This is a genomic window from Methylobacter sp. BlB1 (assembly GCF_015476545.1).
Lineage (GTDB): Bacteria > Pseudomonadota > Gammaproteobacteria > Methylococcales > Methylomonadaceae > Methylobacter.
Window position 1 is genome coordinate 1 of the sequence record NZ_JADMKV010000067.1, and the last position, 23,696, is coordinate 23,696.

Below are 23,696 nucleotides of genomic sequence, written 5' to 3' on the forward strand. Positions count from 1 at the left end.
CGAGTTCCTTTTCTTTGCGCGGCCAAAGAAAAGGAACCAAAAGAAAGGCCGCCCGATTGCCGCTTATCTCCTGCGCTCCTCGCTTTCGACGAGGGTTGCCAGAAGGGCCATCCTTGACCCTCTGGCAACGCGCTGCATCCATGCAGCGCCCCTGCGGGCTGTTCTCGCCGAAAACTGCGGTGCTCGGCGCGGCAAACGGGATAAAATCGTCCGTGCGTGACATCAGTTACAACCAATAAATCAAACCGAAATAGAGCGACGTATCGTCCCGGTCAAAATCATGCTGGAGGCGAAGGTTTGAGCCCACATGCTTAATGCGCCCGGCATAACCCAACAGGCCGCTGACGCCGTTTTCTCCGGGGTTCGGACTGGTCACGCCGGCGCCAACGAATAAAGAACTCAGCAAACTGTCATGTCCCAGCAATTGGCCCGGAAAGACAACCGCCTCCAGCGTTTCTTCCCGGCGATTATTAGGCAGCGCTTTGTTGATGTAGCGAAAATCGACCAGCTCGCCGAGCTCCCAGGTATTCAGACGCCTGTTAAACGTAGGGTTTAAATAACCCAAGGGATTGGTAAACTCCATGCCGGTCGGCCCCATGGCCCGCCCCAGGCGCGCTTCATGACTTAAAAAGCCGTTACGGAAACCCAGGCTGCCGCTTATCATCAGGTCCTTAGAGCCATCAACCTTGCCAATGGTGTTGTCGATATACAAAACCTCGAGTGCGGGGCGCAGCAGCTGTCCGTGGTCCGGCATAACGTAACCGAAGGAGCTTCGCCATTGTTCGCCGTCGCTTCCCCATGAGGCCATCAGCTCTGTGTTGTACAGTGCGACATACCCGCCGGGATAATCCTGTCCCTGAAAATTCTGCCATTGCGTCGACAGAATGTACCTGATGCCCTGCCACTGATTTTTATAAGAGACCTTGGCAAACTGAATGTCCTGGTCGCTGAATTCCCGGTCGACGAAACCACCGCCAAAACCCAGGCCGGAAGGCAGCCGGTATTCACCCTGTACCTCGGTCTGGCTGCTGTCGCCGACGAGCACTTCCTGCGCGCCCAGAAATGCATCCCCCAGTTCCGGATGCGTCAGCAACGGGCGTGCATAGCCGCCAAAATAATGCGTGTCCTGTCCGCCGTTCTCAGGCGCTATGATCCCGTAACCGCCTTTAAAAACAGGCGACCAGAGAAAGCTGTTGACCTGAAAATCACCATTGTCCTTGCGGTCGTAAAAGGTATCGATTTTTCCAAGTTTCAAGTAAGGCGAATCCATGTTGTCGGCATAGGCATCAGGCTGAACACCCCATAAAGATGCAAGAACCATGCTCTTGGCCAATGCCGATGAAAAGCCGTTTGTGCTCGGGCAACTGTCGCGCTCCACTCCTATGCTCCGGCTGAAACCTTCCTGATGGCTTGAAGAGTCGGATAATGGCACCGTTACGGGCTCTTTAGCCGCAGATTCAAAAACAATCACAATTAAATTCCCCTTGTTTTAATTAACCTCCGGTTGTCCAGTCAGTTTTATTTATTTTTTAATTTCAGATTTTTAACCGGCCCGCAATCCTGCCAGCCATGAGCCATGCCGTGCTTGTCATCTCGCGACTCTTAGCCGGAATTGAAAGTTGTCCGCCCGACAGTACAGGTATTCGAAATCCAGCGGAATGCCGTCACTGTTGTGGGTGAGCCGCTCGATGCGCAGAATCGGCGAATCCTCGGTGACCTGCAGTAACCCGGCTAGCTCCGCATCGGCCAGCACCGCGTCGATAGTCAAATCGGCATAGCCAAGTGGAATGCCGTAATCGTTCTCCTGGATCAGGAAAAGATCGCGGGTAGTCAGGTCCTCTTTGGCGAGCCGTTCCCCGATGCTGACGCTCAGATAAGTAATGTCGAACGACACCGGCTCCCGGTTGAGATGGCGCACCCGCCTCAGTTCCGTTACCAGACTGCCTTCCTCCAGGCCGAGCTGCTGCGCCACTTTCGCGCTGGCGGGCAGGAATTTCAGGCTGATCAGACGGTTGTAGATTTCGTGTCCCTGCTGCGACATCGCTTCCGCAAAACCCTGAAGGCGCGCCAGCGATTGAAACGGTTTGGGCTTGGAAACGAACATGCCCTTGCCGACCACTTTGAAAAGCAGCCCTTCTTTCTCCAGTTCCCCCAAGGCCTGACGCACGGTGATGCGGCTGACGCCGTAGCGGCCGATCAGATCGCTTTCCGACGGCAGCCGCTGGTGAGGCTGGTAGGTGCCGTCAACGATATCAGCCCGCAGTTCGTCACGGATGCGCGCGTACAGTGGCCCCGGCGCCTGCTGGGCGGAATTGTTGGGCGGCATGATAGGTATCGTCATGATAGAACTCGTCATTACAGGTTATTACTTGCACGGTTAACGCAAAACCGATGCCAAGTTTGGACAAGAGCCACTAAATATTGCTATCTCATTGATAAGATAGAATTTTTTATGAACACAAAGCGTCAGGCGAGCATGGCGCAGCCGGCGGGCTTGCTATTGGCTCTGCTGGATTATCAGCATCCGCTGTTGATTGGCTGCCCGAAAATCAACAGCGTCCGCAATGGCACATAGCGATTTAATTTGCTTGGGGTAATTGCAGAATTCGGAAAAAATAGTGGCTAAGGTTTTTCATCGCTGCGTAGGGGCTAGAATTTTCCGGCTGCAATCTTTCGGCTTTGCCGCCAGACGTAATCTCCGGTTAAATTGATGTGCTCCCAACCCAGTGAGGGCAAGATGGCGCTCAATATCGTCAGGAACGATACGAGCAACCAATTCAGCCTGCGTGGACAGCGCCAAAACACAGGTTGGAACAATGACTATATGGCTCATCTACTTTTCGGATGCACAAAAAAGCCAGTGTCAGCAGAAAATAGTTTTAATGCGTAATCCCTGCAATCGCTACTGATTCCACCTGGGCTTAACAGATGATGCTCATTAAACACCGATTGACAGTCGGTTTATTGGTGCTTAAACTCACCTTTTATTCAGTATCTAAGCCACTCGCGAGTTGATTTTTTCATGCACGGTTTAAAACGTCCTTATCTAGGCGATCTGGAAATGGCGGTTCTTGAGCATCTATGGTCCAATGGCGACTTTGATGCGAAAGGCGTTTATAACGCGTTAGGAAAAGCACGCGGCATTTCTCACAATACCATTCAATCGACGCTCGAACGCTTATTCAAGAAGAGACTGCTGACGCGTCAAAAAATCAGTCATGCTTATGTTTATCATGCCGTCGTCAGCCGTGACGAACTCATGGGCCGCATGATCAAGGATGTTGTCAAAACCATCTCCAAAGAAAACACGGACGGCATGTTGGCCGCTTTCGTCGATATTGCCGCCCATACTGACGAGTCTCATCTAGACAGGCTTGAGCAACTGATTAACGAATATCGCTTAAAGCGCGATACTGAAAGCGCATCATGACCCTGCATTTACTCCAGTCAGGATTTCTGGCCCTGCTCTTTTTTGCAAGCTTAGTGGCCGTGTTGTCGGCGCCCTTATATTCCTGGTTTAGGAACAGGCTGACCCAGCTGCCTTGCCGTACCCGGTCGAACCTAGTGACGCTATGGTTGCTCAGTCCCGCTTTGATCGGATTGTTATTGGCTTTCGCCGGATTACTGCCTTCCTGGACAGACAGTCACGAAATAGCGACTGAACATTGCGCCAGTCACACCAATGGCATAGCGCATCTGTGCTGGTTTGACCCTATCGTCCATCTGTCCGATGCGTTATGGCTGGGCGGGAGCAGTCTGCTGGCGATGGTTACACTATTCAATGTCTATAAAGGTATCAAGTTACTGGCCAAGCATCGGCATTTCCAAGCAACACTTCGGCTGGTCGGTCAACCGGATCATAAAGCCGGTGTTTTTCGCATTGCCAGTGAGCATGTTTTTGTTTTCTCTTGTGGCCTGTTTACGCCCTGCGCTTTCATTTCCTCACAGCTGATGGAGCAATTATCGGCAAAACAGTTGGATGTAGTGCTGGCGCATGAACAAGCCCATTGCCGGCGACGCGATGTCTTGCGTCGCTTATTGCTGAATCTGGCAGCCTTGTTTCATTTTCCCGCGCTGCGTCGGCATTTGCTGGCTGATCTGGCGTTGGCGCAGGAACAGATCTGCGATGAGGCTGCGGCCCAAAAGGTCGGGGATCGGCTTTTCGTGGCGGAAACCATTGTTAACTTGGCCCGCCAATTAAACACGCGGATTCCGGAACAGGATATAGGTGTCATCGCTTTTAACGGCAGCCATATCGATGTCAGGATTCAACAACTGCTGGAGCCGCCTAAGCCGGTAAACCGCTGCCAGGTGTTTTTCACCGCGCTGTTTTTTATCGTCCTTTTCAGCAGCATGCTGGCAATAACCATGCCGCTGCATCATTTACTCTAATCCTCATGAGCGACCAATAAGATGGCTCGATTTAAAAGACGGCTGCCTAGAATACCGACTAACGGTCGGTTTTATGCGCTGAAGCCTTTATTCCTGACAGCGTTCGTGCTTTTTCTGCCGGCGCATGCGCAAGCGGCTCCGCCTTTAACCGAAGCCCAGACGGTAGAAAAGGTGCTGCAACAAGCGAATGTGCAAAACTGGATCGAAGGCACTATCAATGAAGCGCAAAGCGATGTTGAGGAATTCTCGCACTGGGATAACCCGACCTTTTCCTATGCGCTGGACGCTCCTCACCTGCGGGATCAAAATGCAACCGAGCAATCCTATATGATCACGCAGAGCGTCGACTTGAGCGGGCGGCGTGGCTTGCGGCAGTCGGCGGCTAAATTGCGTCTACAGTCCGCCGCCGCCACGACGCAATCGCGTCTGGCTTTGTTCAAAGCCGAAACCCGCCAGCGGTTTTTTGACGTGTTGCATCAGCAACAGCGCTTGCAGGCTATTAACGCCTGGACGCAACGCCTCGCCGAACTGGAGCGGATCATCCGCGAACGGACTTCCGCCGGCGATGTCTCCGGTTACGATTTAAAACGCTTGCAGCGCGAATCTGCTTCTGCGATTACGCAGCAACAAGCCGAACAAGCAGCGCTACGTCGCAGCTGGGAGCAACTGAACGCTTTGTGGGAGAACCATGACACGGCCGACTACGAAGCCAGCGTCTCAGGCGAACTCTTGCCAGCGGCACCGGTCGCCTTAGACCGGTTTCTGGCAGAGCTGGAACAGAACCCCGCTTTGCAAGGCCTTGCCAAACAAAAATCCGCCCTCGATTTAAATGCCGAAGCGGCCGAGCGTTGGAAAATTCCCAAATTCAATCTCGGCGTTGGTGCCAAAACGTTTGACGCCACCAATTATTCCGACACCGCTTTGCTGGTCAACGTTGATGTGCCGTTGCCGCTGTGGAGCCAGAATGACGCCGAACGGATGCGCTGTCATGCGCAGGCGCAAAAGGCCGACAGCGAATACCGTCTGGCGCATCAAAAAACGTATGGCGACATTCGCGGCTCGTGGCAAGAGTTGACGGGCCTGCTACAAGCGGTGCAGACCTTCGAACAACAAGGGCAAGCCGTCTCGGACGAACTCATCACTATCGCCAACATTTCTTATCAGGCCGGTGAAATCGGGATTTTTGAGTTACTGGACGCCTACCGCGAACGGCAAACCTATGACCTGGACAGATTAGACCTTATGCACAAGGCCCGCAATGCAAGTATTGAACTGGACCGATTGACCGCCGCCGGAATCACCCCATGAATGATGTAATAAAACGTCTTATTTTTCTTGCCCTGATACTGCTGTCAGCTTGTACCGAACAGAATACGGGCACTGGCAATCAAGCCCCAAAGCCTAAAGCCTATGATTTCACCCATTACAGTGATAAAACCGAGCTGTTTGTCGAGTTCCGGGCCTTAACGGTCGGGCAGGCCTCCCTGTTTGCGGCGCATTTTTCCAGGCTCAGCGATTTCCAGCCTGTCGCAGAAGGCACGGTCACGGTCATTTTGAGCAGTAAAGATCAGCCTACGGAACGATTCTCAACCGATTCGCCTTCGGTGCCGGGCATCTTTGTCGTAAAAGCGGAGCCTCGCTATGCGGGCCAGCGCCAGCTCACTGTCGAATTGGCCTCGAAGGCCTTTACGGTCCGCCATGCATTAGGCGAAGTGCCGGTTTATCCGGATCTCGCGGCGGCTCTTGCCGCCGCAGGCGCTGAACAAGAAGAAGACAGCGGCGATATTCCCTTCCTTAAAGAACAACAATGGAAAATCGATTTTGCCACCGAAGTCATTGGCCAGCATGAGCTGCAACAATCGGTTCGGGCGCTGGGCGTCCTAAAAGCTTCCGCCGGAAACGAAGCCACTGTCAGTGCCCCGACCAGCGGACACTTACTGACGCCCGCTGTCGCGTTGCCGAAAGTCGGCATGCCCGTGCAGCAGGGACAGATATTAGCCTCCTTGGCGGCACGCCTCAGCGGCACCAGTGATATGGCTCAACTGGAACTCGACGTTCAAAAAGCCCGCGCGGCAGACCAGCTGGCCCGCAGTGAACTGAACCGTCTGCAACAGCTGTTTGAAGCCGAAGCGGTCGCCAAGCGCCGGGTTATCGAAGCGCAAAGCAGAGCTAAAGTCACGGGCGCCGAGTTGAATGCCGCTGAAAAACGCCTGGAGCAGACGCGCAGGCAAGCGGTTGGACGCGCTTCCGGCGTACCTGTTTATGCACCGATCAGCGGCATCTTGGCGCAGGTGACTGTGGCTTCAGGCAGCTATGTCGAGGAAGGCGAGAAACTGTTCCACATCATCGATGCGGATACCTTATGGCTGGAAGCGAGGATTGCCGAAGCCGATATGGCACAATTGAAAACGCCGGAACGTGTCAGTTTTATCGCCAGGGATGGTGTGTATGCCGCAAGCCCGTCGGGAACGGGCGCGGCGAAAGTGGACGGCTTCACCAGCGAATTCCAGATTCAATTAGGCGAAAACGGCAAACTCATTTCTTCCGGTCGAGTGATCGATCCGGTCACACGCACGGTGCCGCTGGTGGTCGAGTTCCAAAATCCACAGCGACAAATATCGGTCGGCTCATTGGCGCAGACACGTATCTATATCGGCGAGAAAATAACCTCGATTGCCGTGCCGGAAGCGGCGCTCATCGATGATAACGGCCAGGACGTGGTTTTCGTGCAGTCAGGCGGCGAGTCGTTCCAGCGCCGGGTGTTGCGTTTAGGCCTCAGGGACCGTGGCTTCGTGCAGGTACTCAGCGGCGTGAACGAAGGCGAGCGCGTCGTGACGAAAGGCGCCTACCTGGTCTTTCTGGCCGCCTCATCGCCAGCGCAATTAGGCGCTCACGGCCATGCGCACTAGAGGTTGCCGGCCATGATTGCCCAAGCCATTGCCTGGTCATTAAAAAATCGCCTGTTTGTGCTGGTCGGTTCTGCTCTGCTGTTGCTGTGGGGTGTCTACGAAACCCAGCGCATGGCTGTGGATGTCTTGCCGGATCTGACGGCGCCCACCGTCACGGTCATCAGCGAGGCGCACGGCATGGCGCCCAGCGAAGTCGAACGGCTGATTACCTTCCCTATCGAAACCGCTCTAAACGGCGCAACCGGGGTACGCCGCGTGCGCTCCAACTCCGATGTGGGCCTGGCCGTGGTTATCGTCGAATTTGACTGGAACACCGATATTTACCAAGCCCGCCAGATTGTCGCCGAAAAATTGCAGCTGGCACGCGGCAGTCTGCCGCCCAATATCGCCAGCCCGGTACTGGCGCCGATTGCCTCCGTGATGGGCGAGATCTTGTTTATAGCGCTACAGTCGGATCAGCATGACAGCCTGACGCTGAAGACCACAGCGGACTGGACCGTCAGACGACGGCTGCTGTCGGTCCCGGGCGTTGCGGAAGTGATTCCGATAGGCGGGGATACCAAACAATACCAGGTTCAGGTTAAACCCGAGCGTCTAGCCGCCTATCAGCTCACTTTAGCTGACATAGTCAACGCCGTCCGGGACAGTAATCGCAATGCGTCTGCCGGCTTTTACACGGTTTCAGGCCAGGAGTATTTAATTCAGGGTATCGGCAGGATTCGCCACCTGGATGACATCAATGAAATTGTCGTCGCCGAGCGCAACGGTCAGCCTGTGCTGGTCCGGCATGTTGCCGACATAAAGATAGGTGCCGCGCTCAAACGCGGTACCGGCTCGCACAACGGCAAACCGGCGGTCATCCTGGGCGTGCTGAAACAGCCGGGCGTGAACACCCTGGAACTCACCCAACGCCTGGACGAGGTACTGGCGAATATTCAAAGTTCCTTGCCGAAAGGCATGGTGCTGGATGCCAATATCTTCAGGCAAGCCGATTTTATCGCCGTTTCAGTCGATAATTTACTCGATGCGCTACGGGATGGCGCAATTCTGGTGGTTCTGATTATCTTTGTGTTCCTGATGAGTGGACAGGCGACGTTAATCACCTTGCTGGCCATTCCGCTGTCCATGATCGCCGCGATTCTGGCCATGAAAGCCATGGGGGCGACCATTAATACCATGACCCTGGGCGGTTTGGCTATCGCGTTGGGCGCTTTAGTCGATGACGCCATCATTGTCGTCGAAAATACGGTCAGGCGCATGCGGGAAAACAGCCGCTTGCCGGAAGCCGAGCGCCGCCCGGTGACTGCCCTGGTGTTCAACGCGAGCCATGAAATTCTAGGTTCGATCGTCTTCGCTACCTTGATTATCATTCTGGTCTTTTTACCGCTGTTTTTTCTCAGTGGCATAGAAGGCCGTTTATTACAGCCGTTAGGGTTTGCCTATATCGTGGCCATCGCCGCCTCGTTGCTGGTCGCGGTAACGGTCACCCCGGCGCTCTGCAGCCTCCTGTTACCGGCGTCCCGTGCCATTCGCGAGGATAAAGAGGGCCGTTTGGTGATTTGGCTGAAACAACAGTATCTGTTCTTGCTGGAGCGCACCCTGAAACAGTGGAAACTGATCAGTATGCTTTCAGCGGCTGGCCTGACCGTGGCTTTACTGGCCTTGGCACTTTCAGGACGGGCTTTTTTGCCGGAGTTCAACGAAGGCAGCTTGACCATTAGCGCGATCACTCTGCCGGGGACATCCTTGCAGCAATCGGACCAGCTCGCGCAACGTGTGGAAGAAATCATTTTACAACAGCCGGAAGTGGTCTCGACAGCCCGGCGCACCGGGCGTGCGGAACTGGATCCGCATGCGCAGCAGGTGTTCGCTTCGGAAATCGATGTCAGCTTGAAGATGCAGGACCGCAGCAAAGACGAATTTCTGTCCGCATTAAGAACGTCTTTGACCGCCGTTCCCGGCATGGCGATTGTCATTGGCCAGCCGATTTCCCATCGTATCGATCACATGCTGTCCGGCACGCGCGCTAATATCGCCATCAAGATCTTTGGCCAGGACCTGGTCGAACTGCGGCGATTGGCTAACCAGATCAAGAATCTTACGGCCAAAGTGCGTGGAGCGGTAGATGTATCGATAGACAATCCCGCGGATGTGCCATTCCTGGATGTCAAATTCGACAGAAAAGCGATGGCTCGCTATGGGCTGACGATCGATACCGTATCGGCAGCGATCGAAACGGCTTTTGCCGGTCAGGCCGTCTCCAGAATCATGGAAGATGTCGGCAGTTTTGATCTGGTCGTGCGTTACGGCGCCGGTGCCCCGGAAGATTTAGACATCATTCGTTCCACACTCATCATGACCGCTTCCGGCGCCCAACTGCCTTTACATGCCTTGGCCGACATCCGTAAAACGCGCGGCCCGAACACCATCAGTCGTGAAAATACGCAGCGCAAGATTGTGGTCATGGCCAATGTCGCCGAACGCGACCTGGCCGGCGTGGTCAAGGATATCCGTGCCGGCATCGAACAAAACGTCAGTCTGCCCAGCGGCTATCATGTTGAATACGGGGGGCAGTTTGAAAGCGCCGAGCAAGCCACCCGAACCTTATCTGTTATCGGTTTTATCGTCATCGTGGGCATTTTCCTGCTGCTGTTTGTCGCCTTTCGTTCGGCGGGCGACGCTTTACTGGTGATGTTGAATTTGCCGCTGGCGCTGATCGGCGGCGTGATCGGCATTTATGTGTCCGGCGGCGTATTGTCTGTCGCCTCCATTATCGGCTTTATCACCCTGTTTGGCATCGCGACCCGCAACGGCGTCATGATGATCAGCCATATTCACCATCTGGTGCAAGAAGAAGGCCTCCGTGATTTATACCGGGCCGTTAAGCAAGGTGCTATGGAACGTTTGTCGCCTATCCTGATGACGGCCTTAGCGACCGGCATTGCGCTGATCCCTCTAGCGTTGGCAGGCGGAGAGCCCGGCAGTGAAATTCAGGCGCCGATGGCTATTGTGATTCTGTTCGGTCTATTGACCTCGACCGCCCTTAACATGCTGGTGATCCCCGCGTTGTACTTACGCTTCGGTTCAATGCGGAAGGCATTCATCAATAACGGTGACACCAAATGATCTATACGATCATCAAAGTGGTCATTACCAGCCTGTTGGTCGTGGCGATAGCCGAGCTATCGAAACGCAGTTCATTGATCGGCGCCTTGCTGGCCTCGCTGCCGCTCACCTCCGTGCTGGCGATGTTCTGGCTGTACATCGATACCCAGGATGCCGGGAAAGTTGCGGATCTGGCATCCGGGATTTTTTGGCTGGTCATTCCTTCCCTGGTTTTCTTCGTCAGCTTGCCTTTATTGTTAAAGAGTGGGCTTAATTTTTATCTGAGCATGGGGTTTTCCCTATCGGCGACGGCCGGCTGTTATTTCATCATAGTCCTTATCCTGAAGTACTGTGGCGTCAAACTGTAGCTATAACCTTATTCCACTCACTTGCAAGAGGCTTTTTAAACAATGATACCTACAATACGACGGTCCGCCTGGCTTATGGGCTTGCCGTTCCTGTTATTTCTGCTGAGTCCCAGCGTTCTGGCGCATGGCGTCGATGCCAATACCAAGCATTTTTTGCTGGCCAACCAGGGCGTCGCTATCGGGCCGTTTCTGTATATCGGCGCCAAGCACATGGTCACAGGATATGACCATTTACTGTTTCTGCTTGGCGTGATTTTCTTTCTGTTCCGCACCCGGGATGTGCTGCTGTATGTCAGCCTGTTCACCTTGGGACATAGCGTGACGCTGTTGTTCGGCGTGCTGAGCAACGTGACAGTCAATCCGTTTCTGATCGATGCCATCATTGGGCTTTCCGTGGTCTACAAAGGCTTCGATAACCTGGGCGGTTTTCGCCGTTTGTTCGGCTTTCAGCCGAACACCAAACTCGCCGTGATGGTATTCGGCTTGTTTCATGGCTTTGGCCTGGCCACCAAATTGCAGGACTTTTCCTTGCCTCAAGAGGGGTTATGGAAAAATCTGTTGGCCTTCAATGTCGGGGTGGAGATAGGCCAGTTTGTGGCGTTGCTGTTTATCCTGATTGCACTCGATTTCTGGCGCAGGCACAGAAGTTTTTATGCTTTTTCGACCGCGACCAATACGCTGTTGATGACAGGCGGCCTGATTCTGTTCGGCTACCAGTTAACCGGTTATTTAATTAACGTATAAACTCATGAATGACATTAATCCTTCTCTTCCCTCACTGAAATCGCTGTTCACCGCCACGGCTTCTGCCACGGTATTGGCCAGCGCTATCTTAATAACGGCTGTGCTGCCTGCCGAATACGGCATTGACCCCACCGGCTTAGGTAAAATGATGGGCTTAACCGCTTTATCATCGATGCAGACTAAAGCCACCAGCCAGCCGCTCGCCATCACTTGTCCGACGCTGCCGCAGCAAGTGGCTGAAACAAGCGGTCAGGACCAGAAACAGGCCGTCAAGCCCGCTGCCGGCTCGACTGAAACCACGCAAAAGCAGCCCCAACCCCAGTGGCAGGATTCGGTCAAAATACGGGTGCCCGCCGGCGAGGGTCTGGAATATAAATTCCATCTGGTGAAAGGCGCCTCCCTGGAGTATTCCTGGGCGACCGACGGGGCCAAGCTCTATTTTGATTTTCACGGCGAACCCCTGGGTGATAAGACCGGATACTTCAAAAGCTTTAAAGAGAGCACCGATAACCAATCCAACGGTACTTTAACGGCCCCTTTCGAAGGCCCTCACGGCTGGTATTGGGAAAACAAAACCTCATCGCCGGTAACAATCATTCTGAATACCAAAGGTTCTTACCGGATTTTAGGCATTATGTAATGGTGTGCGACTATCACTGCGCAGTTCGGGCTTATTCATGGTTCAGGAGGCAGAATGGAATCTCTGGCACATCTCTAGCTTGCCGATTTTTGTTTCTTAGATTGCCTGAATCGAATATGGCGATAGCGCACATGATAGCTGAGGTTGCTGTAGACCTGAAGACCTATGAAGTGGGGCACACCTGATGCTGACAGCAAGCCTCGGCTAGGGTGTGTCTGGTATTGAGCTTTTATGCCTTCGTCCGTGAACGATCAATGCGTCACTGTTATTTCAAAAACAGCATTTTTCGTTCATTCTCCCAATCGCTGATAGTCATATCCAGCAAGGCTTGCGGCCCTATCTGCGGAATCGCGTTCTTTGCCAAGACGACATAAGGAGCGGTAGCCAGCGCCGCGCCCACATAGCCTGAAGGGATAAACTCATGTTTGATACCCACAAATATTTCCTTATAGCTCACGCCCTGATTCTTGCCGACCAGCAACACGCTATCGGCAAGTTTGCGCAGAACCTGCCTGAAGTATTTCTTTTTCCCATAGCTTTTCGGCTTTAGCTCACCGCATAACTCCATGAACAGATTGGCATCACGACTGCGATCCTTGGCGATGCCGAGGGCAAGCCCGCACCAGGCCGTTGTGGGGCCGGCAACGATAATTTCCTTATGGGCAGCCGTAATATGGGCTCCTGGCAGCATGGGGAAGCGCTTTTCTTCACGGGTTCCAAATAGCCTTTTTCCCGCATCAAGGAGCGGCTCCATGGCATAGGCAGGGATTTCAGCCTGGCCCTGCTTCAGGGTAAACAGAGGTGCTCTGGGCGAACGGGCCAGTTCATCGGCCTTGGCGATGTCATAACCCCATATAACACCGTTAAGCCCAGAAAAAGATGAGGCAACGATCAGATTGATCTGCCCGATATAGGCTTCCGAAGCCTCCGCCGTATCGAAGACGGCCGTACCGTCCAATCCCTCGCCATTTTGCCCGGCTAACTTCAAGGTCTTGGGTACTTTGCCAACATGCAGCGTTATGACTGAAACATATCCAGTTCCATTGGCGCCAGGATTGCCGTAGCCATCGCAATAATGCTCAAAAGGCCCCACCGCGCTCCTGACTATTTCAGATAGTGAAGCTGCATCAGCGTTTTTTTCTGAAACAGTGGAGCTTTGCTCTGATTGGGTTACAACTGGGCAAAAGGCAAACATTACCGCAGCCGCAATGGCGAATAAAGACAAACGGCTTTTCATCAGCAATCTCCTCGAATAACGAAGACAGGTCAGCATGACACTAGCACGGTAAAAAGCCGCTGCCAAGATCGGAAATGGTCCAGCCCGAATCAAAATGCATAAAATTTTCAACGCTTACACTAGACCGCCAGGACAATGCCATCGGGCAAGGCTAACGTACAGTTTTTTTCCTAATTCTGTATTTGCCCTTGCTTGAAAAGGAAAGAGACAGGCTAGCTATAATGCTGCCTGATAAACAGGAGCTGTTGCTCCACTGTTTATTCAGCAACAGGCCATCAATGCCAAAACCGGATTGCAATCCCGTCCCTAACGTTTCCACGATTTCTGAGCCAAACGGAGCACGGCCAATGCCAAACTTCTCGGACGAGGCAACACGCCCCGACCAGCTGTGAGAAATCAATTTACCGCATAACATCGGTTCAAAAATCGGCGGTGCATCTAGACGTTAATGTCTGCTCGTCCTTATCCGGTATGAATTTTGCGTTTGTCAAATGGAACCACCGTATTGTCTTTATCCGATCGGCAGGAACAGGTGAAAGTTTGAGGTTTTTACCTTGACCATCCCTCCGGTAAGTAATGGAGCTACGCGGATAACTTTTTTCCCTCGATCTAATAAGCGAATCCATTTCCTATGAGCAAATACACACTCAACGTCAACGGCGAGCCGAGAACCGTGGACGTTGCCTCTGACACCCCTCTGTTATGGGTGCTGCGTGATCATCTCAATCTGGTCGGCGCCAAGTTCGGCTGCGGCATCGGCCAGTGCGGCGCCTGTACCGTGCATATCGACGGCGTGCCTACCCGAGCCTGCCTGATCCCTGTCTCCAGCGTCGGAAAAAACCGGATCACCACGATTGAAGGGCTAGCCTCGGACGGCAAGCATCCCTTGCAGCAGGCCTGGCAGGAGCTCGATGTGCCGCAATGCGGTTATTGCCAGGCCGGCCAGATCATGACCGCCGCCGCGCTGCTGAAAAAAAATCCGCATCCATCGGACCAGGATATTGACGCCGCTCTGGCCGGCAATCTGTGCCGTTGCGGCACTTATCTGCGTATTCGCGCAGGCATCCATCGCGCGGCTGAAATCGCCGGCAAGGAGTCAGTATGAGTACAGATCTTCTTGAAAATGCCGGCCGCCGCGACTTTCTGCGCAAATCCGCGCTGGCCGGCGGCGGCCTGATCCTCGGCTCTTATCTGAATACGGCCTACAGCGCGGCAAATCTGGTCGCCAAGCCGTCCGCCCTCACTGAACAGGAGGCGTTCAGGCCCAATGCCTTCATCCGCATCGCTCCGAGCGGCGCGGTGACGCTGATCAGCAAGCAGCCTGAGATCGGCCAGGGTATCAAGACCTCCTTGCCCATGATCATCGCCGAAGAACTGGAGGTCAACTGGCAGGATGTTCTCATCATCCAGGGCGACCTCGACCCCGCTTACGGCAGCCAGAATGCCGGCGGCTCACGCTCGACGCCGACCAATTACGAGGAGTTCCACCGGCTCGGCGCGACCGCGCGCACCATGCTCGTCGAAGCGGCCGCGCGGATCTGGGTGCTTCCCGCATCGGAACTCATCGCCCGGGACGGCGCCGTTCATCATCCGGCCACCGGCCGCAAGCTTGGCTATGGTCAACTGGTCGCCACGGCCGCCGACCTGCCGGTTCCCGCCGCCGAATCGGTCCGATTGAAATCCCCGGAAAATTACAAGCTGCTCGGCACGCGCATCGGCGGCGTCGACAATCCGGCCATTGTGACCGGCAAACCCTTGTTCGGCATCGACGTCCAGCTGCCGGGCCTGCTTTATGCGGTCTACGAGAAATCGCCGGCTTTCGGCGGCAAGGTCGTCAGCGCCAATCTGGACGAGATCAAGTCGCTGCCCGGCGTGCGCGATGCCTTCATTATCGAAGGCGGCGCCGATCTCAAAGGCCTGCTGCCCGGCGTGGCCATCGTCGCCGACTCGACCTGGGAGGCCTTCAGTGCCCGCAAACATCTGAAGGTTGTCTGGGATGAAGGCAAGGTGGCGGCGGAAAGCTGGGCGGGTTTTGCCGCCAAGGCTCAGGAACTGTCCAGGCAGCCCGGCGCGGAGGTTCTGCGCAATGACGGCGACGCCAAGGCGGCGCTAGAGAAAGCCGATAGAACGGTCGAAGCAGCTTACAGTTATCCCTTCATCTCGCACGCCAGCATAGAACCGCAGAATTGCACTGCCTGGTACAAGGACGGGGCGATTGAAATCTGGGCGCCCACGCAAAATCCCGAAGCCGGCCAGAAAATTGTCTCGCAGACACTGGGCATCCCCAAAGACCAAATCACGCTGCACATTACCCGCAGCGGCGGCGGTTTCGGGCGGCGCCTGATACCCGACTATATTATCGAAGCGGCGGCCATCGCCCGGCGCGTGGCGGCGCCGGTCAAGCTGACCTGGACGCGCGAGGACGATCTGCGCCACGACCAGTATCGCGCCGGCGGCTTCCATTTCCTGCGCGGCGGCCTCGACGGCAAGGGCAAGCTGATCGCCTGGCACAACCATTTTGTGACGTTCGCCCACCCGGTCGTTGTGGACGGCAAGCCGTCATTGGAACCCGGCAGCGGCGCCAACCTGTCCGGCGACGAGTTTCCCGGACGCTGGGTGGAAAACTGCCTCCTGGAGCAGACGCCGCTGGAATGCGGCATTCCGATGGGTCCCTGGCGCGCACCGCGCAGCAACGTACTGGCCTGGGTGTTTCACAGCTTTATCGACGAGCTGGCGCATGCGGCCGGCCGTGACCCGCTGGCATTTCGCCTGGAAATCCTGGGCGACAAGGGCTTCCTCCTGGGTACCGGCAAGCAAGGCATTCCCTACGATGTCGACCGCATGAAGCACGTGTTGCGGCATGTGGCGGAAAAAGCCGAGTGGGGCAAGAAAACCTTTCCGCGCGGGCAGGGCCAGGGCATTGCCTTCCATTTCAGCCATCGCGGCTATATCGCGCAGGTCGCCGAGGTCACCGTGTCCAAAGATGGCAAACTCAAAGTTGACCGCGTCGTGGTTTCAACCGACATCGGCGCGCAAATCGTCAATCTCAGCGGCGCGGAAAATCAGGTGCAGGGATCGGTGGTCGACGGTCTCGGCGCGCTGATGTTCCAGGAACTGAATATCGAGAAGGGCCGCATCGTACAGAGCAATTTCGGCGATTATCCGATGATCCGCATCGACAATGCCCCGACGCGGGTGGACGTGCATTTTCTCAAGACCGACCATCCGGTGACCGGTCTCGGCGAACCGGCCCTGCCGCCCTTGGCCCCGGCCGTATGCAACGCGATCTTCGCCGCCACCGGCATACGCGTGCGCCAACTGCCCTTGCTGCGAACCGATCTGAGCTGGAGTTAGCATGCATAAAATCATCGATGAATTCACCGTTGGAAACAGCCCCGGATAAGTCATGGCCAATAGAATCAATCACCTGATCAATGCCTACCGACAGCTGAAGCAGCAGGCCGAAGACAGCGTACTGGCTACCATCGTTGAAACTTTCGGTTCGACTTATCAAAAAGCCGGTGCGCGCATGTTAATAACCCAACAAGGCAAATTGATCGGTTTGCTGGGCGGCGGCTGTTTCGAGCGGGATCTGATCGAGCAGGCGCAGTCGGTTTTCGAGACTGGCGAAGCCAAGACGGTTTTTTATGATATGCGCTCTCCGGATGACGTAGTCTGGGGACTGGGACTGGGCTGCAACGGCGCGGTCAGGATTTTGCTGCAGTTGTTGAAGGCGAAATATGATTTCAGCCCGCTGAATGTCATTGCCGATGCCGCCGAAGCCGATATACCCAGCGTTCTGGTCAGCATCTATAAATCCGAGCATCCCGGCTTTCCGGTCGGCCATAGTTTCTTTCTGCTGGGTTCAGGCAACCGGCAGCTGTTGACCACGACGCCTTCTCCTTTCATGGCACCGACTTTGCAAACTTTATTGCAGCAAAAATCGCGCGTCGAATCGCATGTAATCAACAATCAGGTCATTGGGGCATTTTACGATCCGCTCCAGCCGCCATTGCGATTGCTGGTATTGGGCGCCGGCGCCGATGCCATTCCCCTCGTGCAATGTGCCAAGTCGCTTGGCTGGCGCGTCTCAGTGGTTGATCACCGGCCCGGCCATATCAAAAAAGAGCGTTTTCCTCAGGCCGACGACCTGCTTCACCTCATGCCGCAGGATCTGAACAACAGTCTGGAATTGAATCAGTTCAATGCATTAGTATTGATGACGCATAACATCGAATACGATGAGCGTTACCTCAAGTCGATCATGTACTCTGACATCCCGTTTATCGGGCTGTTAGGTCCCTCACATCGCAAGGACAGACTGCTGCAAAGCCTGGGCAGCGACGCTACGCGTATAAGCAACCGGGTATTCGGGCCGGTCGGTTTGGATATCGGCGCTGAAACGCCGGATGAAATCGCTCTGTCCATTATGGCCGGCATTCATGCCGAACTGAATGGGCGTAGTGGGCGGCAACTGAGCCTTAAGGCCGCATCCGATTGCCATGAATGCATACATTGATAACGTCTACGCCATTGTTCTGGCGCCGGCGCATCCAGCCGCATGGGCAGCCTCAAGCAATTATTCGCATGGGGCAACCGTTCCTTGCTGGAGCGCACGATTCTGAATGCTCGCTCAATTTTGAACGAACGCGTCATCTCAGTCTTTCAGAGATTTGATCTTTTGATTCTCCGACTTTTTTAAATTGGTCGGATTTCGTCAGTCCATTGGATGTGCCGAGGCGCATTTTTCACGATTATAATAAAAACCTATAAACCCTTATCGTTCCAAGCTCTCCTCTGAAGATATTAATACCTTTAATTAGTAAGTCCTGTCCAGAATGGATTAAGTTTTAATTTTTATATTCATGATTCTGTAACGCTACAATAATACAATCCTAACTTCAGCTATCAGTCTATAAAAGTAGGAAAAGTGTTAGGTTCATTTCGTTATCGCGCTCCTAGGTGACCTGCCCCGTAGCCCATCCAGCTAATCCTTAATACTATCTGAAGTCAAGCCACAAAGGCTAATGCCGCCCACTTTTAATGTTAGGTTTTTCTTTCTTATAGTTTTTAACAAATAATTTTAAACCAAAGGAGATAGGTAATAAAAAAGCTCAATAATATCACGTATTTATTTAATATTTTATGATTATGGAGTAAACATGAAATTTCTTTTTTCTATACCGAATAGTGCATTTTTAAAGCACTGTGCTTTACTATTTTCACTTTTTATTATTCAAGTAAATGCAAACGCTGTAAATAATTATCCTAGCCATTCAGGATCCTCCCCTGTCAGTTACGATGATATTGCTGAACCAAATGGAGAATTCGTTATATCTGACCGTCAAGGTGGGATATTAGATAATTATATGTTCCGTGATAGTCGCACCTATCAAATAACAATTAAATTACCGATTAACCGTTATGTAGGAGATTTAGCTACAGCGGTCTCCAAAGGTGTCGTTTCTAGTACGGCAAAAATATATATACCAGCCTACGATGTCGATGCTTACACATATCCGACATTTGATTGCGATGGTGATGGAACTGTAGATAATCTTCAGCCAGAAATTGATGAAGTTTATTTTAATGGTGAGTTAATAGGTACTTTGGATGGGGATAATAACCTCTGGAAATTTAATGATTCTTTTGTTGTACCTATTGAAAAAGTTAAATTTCCATCAGCTCCCGGCGAGGTTGCTTATAATGAAATCAATATAGTTATTGATGCAGGAAATAAAGATGTAGTGCTTTCCAAGGGAGGTACAGGTTGCCAGGTATGGGCGACTTCTGTTGATTGGATAGGTATTAAATATGATGCATCTCAACCCATATATTTAATGACGGGCCTATTCGGAAGTCCAAAAGCACTTACAAACTCGGGTTATACTGATAATATAAAATCAACTTTAGGGCTATATTCTAAGGTTATCGAGCATGGTCTTGCTTCCTCATCATTTTCATGTGATCCATTAGTTTTAGATGCTGTTTCCGGCCATGCTGATGAATTCATCAAACAAATTACGGAAGATGGCGAGTTAATCGGAACGGCTGATATACATTTGGTTGGCCATTCCATGGGAGGATTAGATGGCCGAATGGTATTAAAAAAACTTTCCGAACAGGATTATCCGGTTAAAGTCAGTGAGATGGATGGTGCGCCTGTATATGAAAATATTAAAGTGCAAAGTTTGTTGACTCACGGCGCCCCTCATAAAGGTTCACTGGCGGCCGACTATCTCCCTTCCATCGCCAGCCTATCCAGTTTTGTTCAAGATTTATGCGAGTTAAAAGTTGAAACCTGGAAAATAGCTAACCCCGCATTGAATCAGCTTAATGGAGCAAAATTCGGCGCTATTGGAAGCGATGCTGATTGGGATAATTCTGGCGATTTAAATGCTTCTGAACTTGCAAATAATCAGATCCCCTGGTTAAGTTTGGGAAACAAACTGTACAAAATGTTATATAACTATGACGAGCTTACCATCGACTATACGATGATACCGACTCCCAATGGAATAGTTTATGTCCCTGATGTGCAGTATATGGGCAACGGCCCGAATCCCAACGATACTATGGTTACCATTGAAAGCGCTCATGGAGCACTAGGCATAATAAGTACAATATCTCTAACCGGAGCTAATGGAAAAAACCACGGAACTGTAATTGATAAACAATCACAAGATGAAGCAATTTCACAAGGTAAAAACGCACTTGGATGGGGGGCTCTAAAATGAAAATATTTTCGTATATTAGCGGGTTAATTGTTGCTACTGTAAGTATAACAAGCCAGGCATTACCCCTTATCCCAATGGCTCAGGTTTTTCAAACCGAAAAGAATGGTTCCATTAGCGAACAATTTTTAATATCAAATAACAGCTTTTCTGCTTTCGTAACCGGAGCAAATAGCAGTGATATTATTTTGACATTACCTAATGGCACATTAATTAATGAAAACAATGCCAGTAACTACGGTATTAATTGGTCAATTGATACAAGCGATATTAACAATGAATCCTTAATTACAATTGGTTCAGATTCTGCGATCACAGGCACTTTTGCATTTACAGTAAAAGCCCGGGATCAAGAAAAAGCAGGATTTTCTGTCTTGGAGGATCCAAGTTTGCAGTATAGAGCAATCATTGGAAATCCTTCACAGCCTATAACACCTAATACAGAAATACCGTTTTCAGTAATACTGTATTATGCCGGCTTCCCAGCAACGGGAGCCACTATAAACGTTGGTGTATTAGATTCAATGGAAACGACCGTACGTCAATTAACGCTAAAAGATGATGGTCAAGCACCTGACCTTTCAGCGGGCGATGGCGTTTACACGACACTTACTAATCTTGATAAAACCGGCGATTATAAGACGGTGATCGACGCCGACTGGAACAACCATCGAGGACGCGTTTACGAGGCTTTCTCAGTATCAGAAAAAGATGTTTCTGTTTCAGGCCAATTCAATGTCAAGTTAGTCGATTCTGACAATAACAGTTTAATTAATAACGTCGTTCTAACGTTTGAGGAATTGCAACCTCGCTTGCCGGGGACTTATTCAGTTACTGCTGAGATTAAAGACGCTTCAGGTACGAGTGTTACGGAAACTTCCTTGATTAATCAGCCAGAAACGCCTCTAAGTGTCACTTTTGATGTAAAAAAATTAAAAACATTAAGTGCTCAGCCTTGGCATGTTTCTTCGCTCAATATCTGGAAGGGCCCCAAAGTTTTAGGGGTATGGAACGATCTGGGTGAACTGAATATTGATATCAGTCATTTCGAGCGCGATCCTTTAATTGTTAAAGACATTGTCGGCGATCGAGGAATTGATTCTGATGCGGATGGATTATTTGATAAATTAGAGATTGATGTTTCAATTGATACCCTGGTTTCAGGTAATTACGGTATTTCTGCTGACTTGCGTTCGACCAGTGATAATACCTTGATAGGGAGCACGGGAATCAGCCAACTCAGTCTGAATGCAGGAATAAATACTGTTAAACTCCAATTTATGGGAAGCAATATTGGCGGAAGCGGCAAAGATGGTCCTTATAAATTGACTAATTTTTTAATTTATCCAAATTTTAATACCAGCGCCCAACTTGCTCAGCTAGTTGCTTTAGTAGGAGAAACCAGCGCCTATTCTTGCAGCCAATTTATAGGTTGTAATTCCAGCATGGAAAACGAGGTTATCAGAATTGCTAACGGCTTGTGTGAAAAGCAAGGTTATCAATTACTTGCAAAATTAAAATTAATTCAAGCAATTGCTAATAAACATCCGGATGTCGCTGAAAAACAACTGGAAGGATTGTATCAGCGAGCAAAAGCGATCGAAAGATCAGGCTCCTGCCCCCCTGCTGAGGGCTGGAGCGGCGATAAATGAAATCAAGCTTCTATAATCAATCGGCTTGATTGAGGAAGAAACCCAGCTTATCGAAATAATGGAAGCTGGGTTTCCAACCCTCAATCCAATCTACAAGTACGTCTCCTTTTATGTAAGACAGGAGCTTTGCAGAAACCTGGCTTTACCGCTGACTAGATAATTGTATCTGCAGGGTTTCGTCTTTCAATTCAGTTCGCGTATAAGCAACCGGGTATCCGGGCCGGTCGGTCTGGATATCGGCGCTGAAACATCGCGTTGTCCATTATGGCCGGCATTCATACCCAACTAAATGGGCGCAACGGGCGGCAACTGAGCCTTAAGGCCGCATCCGATTTACATGAATGCATACATTAATAACGTTACGCCATACAGAATCATATATCTATTAATTAAATATATTTATCTATTTAGATCGTTTTATTGAATAAAAAAACTCTAATAAACTGTGCTCTCTGATCACAGTTCGAGCCTGGACAGGCCAGATGCGTACTGAACGAGAATGAATTCGGCACTGAATAAAAGGGGGCATTTATGGATTCACTGGAAAAATATTATCTGCTGGGCATCGCCATAGCGGCTATGGCAGGCGTGCCGGGCTTATCGGAAGCGGCAAGCGGCCATTTCTTCACCCACGGCAATGACACGAGCAGCAAGGCTATGGCCTTTGCCGCCAGACCTGGAAGCCGAAGTTTTCAGTCCGCGCCGCGAATAATCAGCCAAGGAACAATACTCCATGACGCCCGGCTTCTTCAGCAGCGCCAATCGGCTGAATCCCAAGCAGATAGCCGGCCCGAAAATCCATCGACTATCGTTCCTGCCGGCTAGGCCGCGGTGGTTCTAATCTAGCACTTTCACTCGTTACTCAAAGGCAGCGTATGGAAAACTTTACCCCTTACTCGGCGCTGGCCGGCGGCGGGCTGATAGGTCTCTCCGCCGGTCTTTTGTGGCTTTTCAACGGACGCGTTGCCGGCATTTCGGGCATTACGGGCGGATTGTTTTCGTCCCGCGGCCGCGATATCGGCTGGCGTCTTTGCTTTCTTGCCGGCTTGCTGCTGGGCCCTTTAATGTTCAGGGCAGTCGGCGACGAAACGGCAAGCCTTCATATCAGTCCGTCATTGGCGGTGCTGTCGATCGCGGGCTTGCTGGTAGGCTACGGAACCGGTCTTGGCAATGGCTGTACCAGTGGCCATGGCATCTGCGGACTGACGCGCCTGTCGCCTCGCTCTGTCGCGGCGACATTGACATTCATGATCGTTGCCGCCGTTACAGTGTATATCGTGCGCCACTGGCCTGGTGCAGGGAGTTGGTGATGGGCGGCTATCTCTCGGCATTGTTTTGCGGAACGCTGTTCGGTCTGGGCCTGACGCTGGCACAGATGACCAATCCGGAGAAGGTGCTCGGCTTTCTTGATGTCGCCGGGCACTGGGATCCAAGTCTGGCGCTGGTCATGGCCGGCGCGCTGACGACCCTGGCCTTGATGCAACGTCTGGCCCGGCGCCGGACTGCACCGATACTGGCATCAAGTTTCAACGAGCCGAAAAAGGCGCGCATCGATGTCCGGCTTTTAACCGGTGCGGCGTTATTCGGCATAGGCTGGGGCTTGTCCGGCATCTGCCCGGGGCCTGCCATTGCCGCGCTGAGTTATGGCCGGATTGAAATCTATGTCTTCACGGCCGCCATGTTCGCGGGCATGGGGCTTTTTCAGCGTCTGCATCGTCCCAAATAACTGGCTGCGCGTTAAGGAATCCAGTTTGGTCTTGATGTTGGGTTACGGTTGGCACGTAACCCAAGCTATGAAACTTAACTCAACAGGCTGGCATAAGTCCTGTTTAACTGAGGTTAAGATAGGCACCCTTTCCCGTTTGCCGCGCCGAGCACCGCAGCTTTCGGCGAGAACAGCCCGCAGGGGCGCTGC

General features: G+C 52.2%; 22 protein-coding genes. 18 read left to right on the forward strand and 4 right to left on the reverse strand.

Features of this window, described 5'->3' with window-relative positions; translation table 11 throughout:
* The 3 genes from IT781_RS22490 to IT781_RS18620 all read right to left on the reverse strand — a co-directional run.
* A partial coding sequence (locus IT781_RS22490) for a hypothetical protein (protein WP_228779267.1) occupies window positions 1–223 on the reverse strand: 223 nt, incomplete at its 3' end.
* A gap of 3 nt (window positions 224–226) precedes the next feature.
* Window positions 227–1,471 carry a hypothetical protein gene (locus IT781_RS18615; RefSeq protein ID WP_194971681.1) on the reverse strand — a complete coding sequence of 415 codons (1,245 nt, stop codon included), beginning with the start codon at window positions 1,469–1,471 and terminating at the stop codon, window positions 227–229.
* Between the two features lie 117 nt (window positions 1,472–1,588).
* Window positions 1,589–2,341, reverse strand: a complete 753-nt coding sequence (locus IT781_RS18620; RefSeq protein ID WP_228779268.1) for a GntR family transcriptional regulator — start codon at window positions 2,339–2,341, stop codon at window positions 1,589–1,591.
* A 111-nt stretch (window positions 2,342–2,452) separates the two neighbouring features.
* On the opposite strand from IT781_RS18620, the gene IT781_RS22660 reads away from it, so the two are divergent.
* The 9 genes from IT781_RS22660 (at window position 2,453) to IT781_RS18660 (ending at window position 12,158) form a co-directional block, all read left to right on the forward strand.
* Window positions 2,453–2,575 carry a hypothetical protein gene (locus IT781_RS22660; RefSeq protein ID WP_255528721.1) on the forward strand — a complete coding sequence of 41 codons (123 nt, stop codon included), beginning with the start codon at window positions 2,453–2,455 and terminating at the stop codon, window positions 2,573–2,575.
* Between the two features lie 447 nt (window positions 2,576–3,022).
* On the forward strand, window positions 3,023–3,430 hold the full coding sequence (locus tag IT781_RS18625) for a BlaI/MecI/CopY family transcriptional regulator (protein WP_194971683.1): 408 nt from the start codon (window positions 3,023–3,025) through the stop codon (window positions 3,428–3,430).
* A complete protein-coding gene (locus IT781_RS18630; RefSeq protein ID WP_194971684.1) occupies window positions 3,427–4,392 on the forward strand; it encodes a M56 family metallopeptidase in 966 nt (321 codons plus the stop codon). Before IT781_RS18625 ends, IT781_RS18630 begins: the two co-directional genes overlap by 4 nt.
* Before the next feature lie 21 nt (window positions 4,393–4,413).
* Entirely contained in the window at window positions 4,414–5,700 is a 1,287-nt protein-coding gene (locus IT781_RS18635) for a TolC family protein (protein ID WP_194971685.1), read from the forward strand.
* Window positions 5,697–7,301 carry an efflux RND transporter periplasmic adaptor subunit gene (locus IT781_RS18640; RefSeq protein ID WP_194971686.1) on the forward strand — a complete coding sequence of 535 codons (1,605 nt, stop codon included), beginning with the start codon at window positions 5,697–5,699 and terminating at the stop codon, window positions 7,299–7,301. Before IT781_RS18635 ends, IT781_RS18640 begins: the two co-directional genes overlap by 4 nt.
* A gap of 12 nt (window positions 7,302–7,313) precedes the next feature.
* Entirely contained in the window at window positions 7,314–10,427 is a 3,114-nt protein-coding gene (locus IT781_RS18645; protein WP_194971687.1) for an efflux RND transporter permease subunit, read from the forward strand.
* Window positions 10,424–10,774, forward strand: coding sequence for a DUF3147 family protein (locus IT781_RS18650; protein ID WP_194971688.1), 351 nt, complete (start codon window positions 10,424–10,426; stop codon window positions 10,772–10,774). The genes IT781_RS18645 and IT781_RS18650 overlap by 4 nt, the downstream gene beginning before the upstream one ends.
* A 42-nt stretch (window positions 10,775–10,816) precedes the next feature.
* Window positions 10,817–11,518, forward strand: a complete 702-nt coding sequence (locus IT781_RS18655; protein WP_228779269.1) for a HupE/UreJ family protein — start codon at window positions 10,817–10,819, stop codon at window positions 11,516–11,518.
* A 4-nt stretch (window positions 11,519–11,522) separates the two neighbouring features.
* Complete coding sequence (locus IT781_RS18660; RefSeq protein WP_194971689.1) at window positions 11,523–12,158, forward strand: hypothetical protein; 636 nt, start codon at window positions 11,523–11,525, stop codon at window positions 12,156–12,158.
* Window positions 12,159–12,423: 265 nt separating this feature from the next.
* Here IT781_RS18660 and IT781_RS18665 read toward each other — a convergent pair whose 3' ends face one another.
* A complete protein-coding gene (locus IT781_RS18665; protein ID WP_194971690.1) occupies window positions 12,424–13,395 on the reverse strand; it encodes a histidine decarboxylase, pyruvoyl type in 972 nt (323 codons plus the stop codon).
* A gap of 631 nt (window positions 13,396–14,026) precedes the next feature.
* On the opposite strand from IT781_RS18665, the gene IT781_RS18670 reads away from it, so the two are divergent.
* From IT781_RS18670 to IT781_RS18710, 9 genes are all read left to right on the forward strand, one after another.
* On the forward strand, window positions 14,027–14,500 hold the full coding sequence (locus tag IT781_RS18670; RefSeq protein ID WP_194971691.1) for a (2Fe-2S)-binding protein: 474 nt from the start codon (window positions 14,027–14,029) through the stop codon (window positions 14,498–14,500).
* Window positions 14,497–16,749: a molybdopterin cofactor-binding domain-containing protein gene (locus IT781_RS18675; protein WP_194971692.1), complete on the forward strand. Its 2,253-nt coding sequence runs from the start codon at window positions 14,497–14,499 to the stop codon at window positions 16,747–16,749. The genes IT781_RS18670 and IT781_RS18675 overlap by 4 nt, the downstream gene beginning before the upstream one ends.
* A 52-nt stretch (window positions 16,750–16,801) precedes the next feature.
* Complete coding sequence (locus IT781_RS18680; RefSeq protein WP_194971693.1) at window positions 16,802–17,914, forward strand: XdhC family protein; 1,113 nt, start codon at window positions 16,802–16,804, stop codon at window positions 17,912–17,914.
* A 42-nt stretch (window positions 17,915–17,956) separates the two neighbouring features.
* Window positions 17,957–18,097 carry a hypothetical protein gene (locus IT781_RS18685; protein WP_228779270.1) on the forward strand — a complete coding sequence of 47 codons (141 nt, stop codon included), beginning with the start codon at window positions 17,957–17,959 and terminating at the stop codon, window positions 18,095–18,097.
* 460 nt (window positions 18,098–18,557) lie between these two features.
* Window positions 18,558–20,132 carry a triacylglycerol lipase gene (locus IT781_RS18690; protein ID WP_194971694.1) on the forward strand — a complete coding sequence of 525 codons (1,575 nt, stop codon included), beginning with the start codon at window positions 18,558–18,560 and terminating at the stop codon, window positions 20,130–20,132.
* Entirely contained in the window at window positions 20,129–21,781 is a 1,653-nt protein-coding gene (locus IT781_RS18695) for a choice-of-anchor X domain-containing protein (RefSeq protein ID WP_194971695.1), read from the forward strand. Before IT781_RS18690 ends, IT781_RS18695 begins: the two co-directional genes overlap by 4 nt.
* 531 nt (window positions 21,782–22,312) lie before the next feature.
* Window positions 22,313–22,606: a hypothetical protein gene (locus IT781_RS18700; RefSeq protein ID WP_194971696.1), complete on the forward strand. Its 294-nt coding sequence runs from the start codon at window positions 22,313–22,315 to the stop codon at window positions 22,604–22,606.
* Window positions 22,607–22,656: 50 nt separating this feature from the next.
* Complete coding sequence (locus tag IT781_RS18705; RefSeq protein WP_194971697.1) at window positions 22,657–23,091, forward strand: YeeE/YedE family protein; 435 nt, start codon at window positions 22,657–22,659, stop codon at window positions 23,089–23,091.
* Window positions 23,091–23,507, forward strand: coding sequence for a DUF6691 family protein (locus IT781_RS18710; RefSeq protein ID WP_194971698.1), 417 nt, complete (start codon window positions 23,091–23,093; stop codon window positions 23,505–23,507). The genes IT781_RS18705 and IT781_RS18710 overlap by 1 nt, the downstream gene beginning before the upstream one ends.
* Window positions 23,508–23,696 lie beyond the last annotated feature (189 nt).